This window comes from Chamaesiphon sp. GL140_3_metabinner_50 (assembly GCF_025361915.1).
Classification (GTDB): Bacteria; Cyanobacteriota; Cyanobacteriia; order Cyanobacteriales; family Chamaesiphonaceae; genus Chamaesiphon.
The window spans coordinates 1-4,458 of sequence record NZ_JANYJC010000338.1; the positions used below are offsets into that span (position 1 = coordinate 1).

Here is a 4,458-nt window from a genome sequence, read left to right on the forward strand (position 1 = left end):
TTCAGCTTATCTCTGTTGGCGATCTTTGCTGATGTGCGGAGAATCTGACAGGCTAAAATAGCCGCACCAAAGCCATTATCGATATTCACGACACCGACACCAGCGGCGCAGGAATTGAGCATTGTCAGTAGTGGTGCAATGCCGCCAAAGCTCGCACCGTAGCCGACGCTAGTCGGTACGGCAATTACTGGACAATCGGCTAAACCAGCAACAACGCTAGGTAAGGCTCCTTCCATGCCAGCGACGACAATTAAGACATCGGCATCGTCGATAATGTGCCGATTGCTCAAGAGCCGATGAATTCCCGCTACGCCGACATCCCACAACTTCTCGACGGCAAAACCGCATAAGCTGGCTGTACAAGCTGCTTCCTCAGCCACGGGTAAATCGGCTGTACCTGCGGTCAAAATAGTAATTTTGCCTGGATGGATCGGAGCGATATTGGGTGGGGTCAGAGCACAAATCCGCGCTGTTTGGTAATAGACTAGATCGGGAATCGATCGCTGCAGTTCGGCGTATACTGTTGGCGTAATGCGAGTCGCCATTACTACCGATTGCCGCTGGCGCATCACCTCGATAATTTTAATAATTTGGGCGGGAGTTTTGTCTTCACCCCAAATTACTTCTGGAAAACCCGTTCGCTGCTGACGATTTAAATCGATCTTGGCAAATTCATCGATCGATTCGTAGCCTAAAGATTGCAGTTTGGATAAGGCGAGATCGGGCGTAATTTCTCCAGCAGCAACGGCATTAAGTAAAGATTGCAGCGATTCTGACATAATCTAGGAAATGTTCGATATGGACGACTTATTCCCTAGAGTAGCAGTACGGTTAGCCTTTATACTTGCACCATTGCGCTCCGATCGGTTTTGCGGTGGGATTATCTAGCTTCCAGATTCGATCGCCCTTCTCGATCGTATTGGCAATAATTGTCGGCAATTGTCGCGCCTCAGCGGTTTGGATGCCCCGAACTTTTACCACATCATTAACTTTGAGTGCGATCCGTTGCTGTTTGAGCGCGCGATTAGATCCCAAGTACACAGTTTTTTCTTCACCTGTAGGCGTTTTCAGCCGTACCCAAGTTATTACTTCTTTAGCTGCAAGCGATCGATCTTTATTGTTATTCTCGATCGAAGTTACCCTACCCGCAGTTGTCGCGATCGTCTGAGCATCAGGCATCGGACGTACGGCAATATCTCTCGACCAACAACCGCCTTTTGGTGCGGGAGCTTCTGCGCTAGCTCCTGTCGGCAACCAACAGCCGATCGAGACGAGTAACAGCATTGCTATTTTAATTCGGTTCATCATTTGCCGCCTCCGATAATAGATCGATCGGTGTAACCCCAGCATACATCGGCGAGATTTACACCGCTACCCTCTTTAGTCATAGTTCCCACCGATCGACAACTCATCTAACGGTAGATTTTTAGTGCGTGGTGTTCGTGTCGATTCTGTTCGATCTGTATCGATCGAGTCTAGAATTATTTATCTTCTATATTTTACCAACCCCCGATCGCCAACAACATTTAAGAAACTTAATTCGTATCATTTACTCCTTACTCCCATCTCCTTAAAGCCTAATCCCTAAAATCATTCCCAACAGCAGCCCAAAGCCAATCCAGACATTCTCGCGAAACATTTGGGGATAAAAACTCGGCGGAATCGTCCGTCGCTTGAGTCGGAGATATTGCCACAGCCACAGACCCGCAGACATGCCTAATGTCAACCAAAAAATCGACCCTAAGCCAGTAATTTTGCCCATGCAGCCTAGCAAACCAACCGTCAGGACATAAAAAATGGCGATCGCTTCAGCCACGTATTTACCGAAGAATAGGGCACTAGACTTCACCCCAATCCGCACGTCGTCATCACGATCGGACATGGCATATACAGTATCAAATCCTAGCGTCCAAAAAATTGTCGCGCCCCATAAATACCACGTCGGCGTAGCAATACTCGCCGTCACCATCGACCAACTAATCAACACTGCAAATCCCCACGCGATCGATAGTACCAATTGTGGGACGGGAAACACCCGTTTTGCCGCAGGGTACAATAAAATTACCGGAACGGCAGCCACACACAGCCAAAAAGTCAGCGGATTGAGATATACAGCTAAAATTGCCGCACAAATGAGTGAGACAATTAACACACCAACGCCAGTGGCGATCGATAATGACTTCTCGGCTAGCGGACGATGTTTGGTACGCTCTACATGCGGATCGATATTCCGATCCCACAAATCGTTCACTACGCAACCCGCTGCACTAGTCGCCAGCGTGCCTAAAATCACCACACCCAATAGCGGTAGCGGTGGATTGCCTTTAGCTGCCAAACACAACCCCCACAAAGCAGGAATCATTAAAATCAATCTCCCGGCAGGTTTATCCCATCGCAGCAGTCGGATTACAGTCAGCCAAATTGGTTCGCGCGGGGGAAGAGTTGTCATGGTTGTATGTGTGGAGGAGTGTGGTTTCGGCTCCCTGCGGCTACGATCGGGGCAAGCCGCTCAACCACCAGAGGATATGTGGGAGGTAAAAGCATTCGAGATCGAGACTAATGTAAATATAATCCATTCTCAGTCCCCCAGTCTCCCCGTCCCCTAGTCTCCCCATCTCCCATCTCCAAACTTATTTACCAGCTACACACTATGTCGTAAAATTGAGGAAGGTCGAAAAAACTCGCGTCGATCGATACATCTGCGTATAATCTTTACAGAAAGCTTTGTTTCGCCAAGTATCTTTAACAAAATTTTCGGACATTTATTTAAAACTACTCGAACATGCCTCGAATACTAGTCATCGATGATGATGCAGCGATCGCTGAAATAGTCTGTATTAACCTCGAAATGGCTGGGTACGAGGTCAACCAATCGCCTGACGGTATCCAGGGTCAGGCAATGGCGATCCAAATCCAGCCCGATCTGATCGTCTTAGATCTGATGTTGCCAAAAGTTGATGGTTATACTGTTTGTCAACGATTGCGCCGCGACGATCGCACTTCTGAGACACCTGTGTTAATGCTTACTGCTCTAAGTCAAACCCAGAACAAGGTCGAAGGGTTTAATGCTGGTGCGGATGACTATTTAACCAAGCCATTTGAAATTGAGGAGCTACTAGCACGAGTACGCGCCTTACTCCGCCGTACCGATCGCATTCCCCAAGCCGCCAAGCACAGCGAAATTCTCAATTATGGCGAACTGACGCTAGTTCCCGAACGATTTGAGGCAATTTGGCGTAAAGCGACGATTAAGCTCACGCACCTCGAATTTGAACTGTTGCACTGTTTACTCCAGCGACACGGGCAAACAGTGTCCCCTAGTGAGATTCTTAAAGAGGTATGGGGTTACGATCCCGATGACGATATCGAGACGATTCGCGTCCACATTCGCCACCTCCGCACGAAGATGGAGCCAGATCCCCGTCGTCCTAAATATATTAAGACAATCTATGGTGCGGGCTATTGCCTAGAGCTGCAAAACGATCGCGAGGAAGAAAAAACCCCCGTTAGTTAAAATCGATAAATTACTTCCTGCCGATCGATCTAAAGATCGATCGGCAGATTTTTAGTATTAAAATTTTTATATAGGGAAACTCTCATTCGCGCCAGCGTATCGTCAGGCGATTGAGTCAATATTTTGAGCGGATCTGGGTAGCATAGATTTAGCCAGCTACAAACGGCTCGATCTCATCATTCATCCAGATAAATGCAAGCACAATTAGAACAAATCATCGAATCAGCTAGGCTCAATCGACAGTATAAGTTAAGCCTCGATAGCCATCAGCTATCTACGCTACCAGAGAGCCTTGGTAGCCTTATCGACTTATGCCACCTAAATTTAAGAGATAATCAGCTAACTAGCTTACCAGAAAGTATTACCGACCTAATTAATTTAGATTGGCTAGCCCTAGATAAAAATCAACTAACTAGCTTACCAGAGAGTATCTTTAGTCTCGTTCTTTTAAGTAAATTAGCCCTCAATGATAATCAGCTAACTAATTTACCCGCAAGTATTGGCAATCTTTCTGAATTAACTTACCTAAATATCGCCAACAATCAATTAATCAACTTGCCCGAAAGTATTGGCAGCCTCACCAATTTAAGTTGGTTAGATTTAGCTAATAATCAGATCGATACCTTACCAAATAGTATCAAAAGCCTTTGTGGTTTAACTTACCTGAATTTAGATGGTAATCCGATCGGTGATTTATCAGCACTGAAGAGTTTAGATAACTTAGAAACAGTCATGCTTTTTGGCAGTAGTCTACCATGTCGATACTGGACTAAGTTTAGCGAGTGGAGAGCTGAGTGGCTACTAGACGAAGATGACGCTCGAATTAGACGACCTTTAGCAAAGCAAGTAGGATTTGAGAGAGTTTGCCAACTTTCGGGTTTAACTCGGCTAGAACTAAATAATTGGCAACTAACTGAATTGCCTGCCAATGTCGAAAATCTTTG

The 4,458-nt window shown here is 46.3% G+C and carries 5 protein-coding genes; 2 read left to right on the forward strand and 3 right to left on the reverse strand.

Translation table 11 applies throughout. The features are described from left to right. From larB to Q0R35_RS16700, 3 genes are all read right to left on the reverse strand, one after another. A partial coding sequence (gene larB, locus Q0R35_RS16690) for a nickel pincer cofactor biosynthesis protein LarB (protein WP_295620968.1) occupies positions 1 to 779 on the reverse strand: 779 nt, incomplete at its 3' end. A gap of 52 nt (positions 780 to 831) precedes the next feature. Then, positions 832 to 1,308, reverse strand: a complete 477-nt coding sequence (locus Q0R35_RS16695; RefSeq protein ID WP_295620971.1) for a hypothetical protein — start codon at positions 1,306 to 1,308, stop codon at positions 832 to 834. A 262-nt stretch (positions 1,309 to 1,570) separates the two neighbouring features. Continuing rightward, positions 1,571 to 2,449: a 4-hydroxybenzoate solanesyltransferase gene (locus Q0R35_RS16700; RefSeq protein ID WP_295620974.1), complete on the reverse strand. Its 879-nt coding sequence runs from the start codon at positions 2,447 to 2,449 to the stop codon at positions 1,571 to 1,573. A 333-nt stretch (positions 2,450 to 2,782) separates the two neighbouring features. Between Q0R35_RS16700 and Q0R35_RS16705 the strand changes: the two genes are divergently transcribed. After that, a complete protein-coding gene (locus Q0R35_RS16705; RefSeq protein ID WP_295620977.1) occupies positions 2,783 to 3,514 on the forward strand; it encodes a response regulator transcription factor in 732 nt (243 codons plus the stop codon). A gap of 192 nt (positions 3,515 to 3,706) precedes the next feature. Beyond that, a partial coding sequence (locus Q0R35_RS16710; protein WP_295620980.1) for a leucine-rich repeat domain-containing protein occupies positions 3,707 to 4,458 on the forward strand: 752 nt, incomplete at its 3' end.

Bases quoted from the DNA above. Each gene is read 5' to 3' on its own strand.
- Q0R35_RS16705 (WP_295620977.1), top strand. From the start codon at position 2,783: ATGCCTCGAATACTAGTCATCGATGATGATGCAGCGATCGCTGAAATA.
- Q0R35_RS16700 (WP_295620974.1), bottom strand. From the start codon at position 2,449: ATGACAACTCTTCCCCCGCGCGAACCAATTTGGCTGACTGTAATCCGA.
- Q0R35_RS16695 (WP_295620971.1), bottom strand. From the start codon at position 1,308: ATGATGAACCGAATTAAAATAGCAATGCTGTTACTCGTCTCGATCGGC.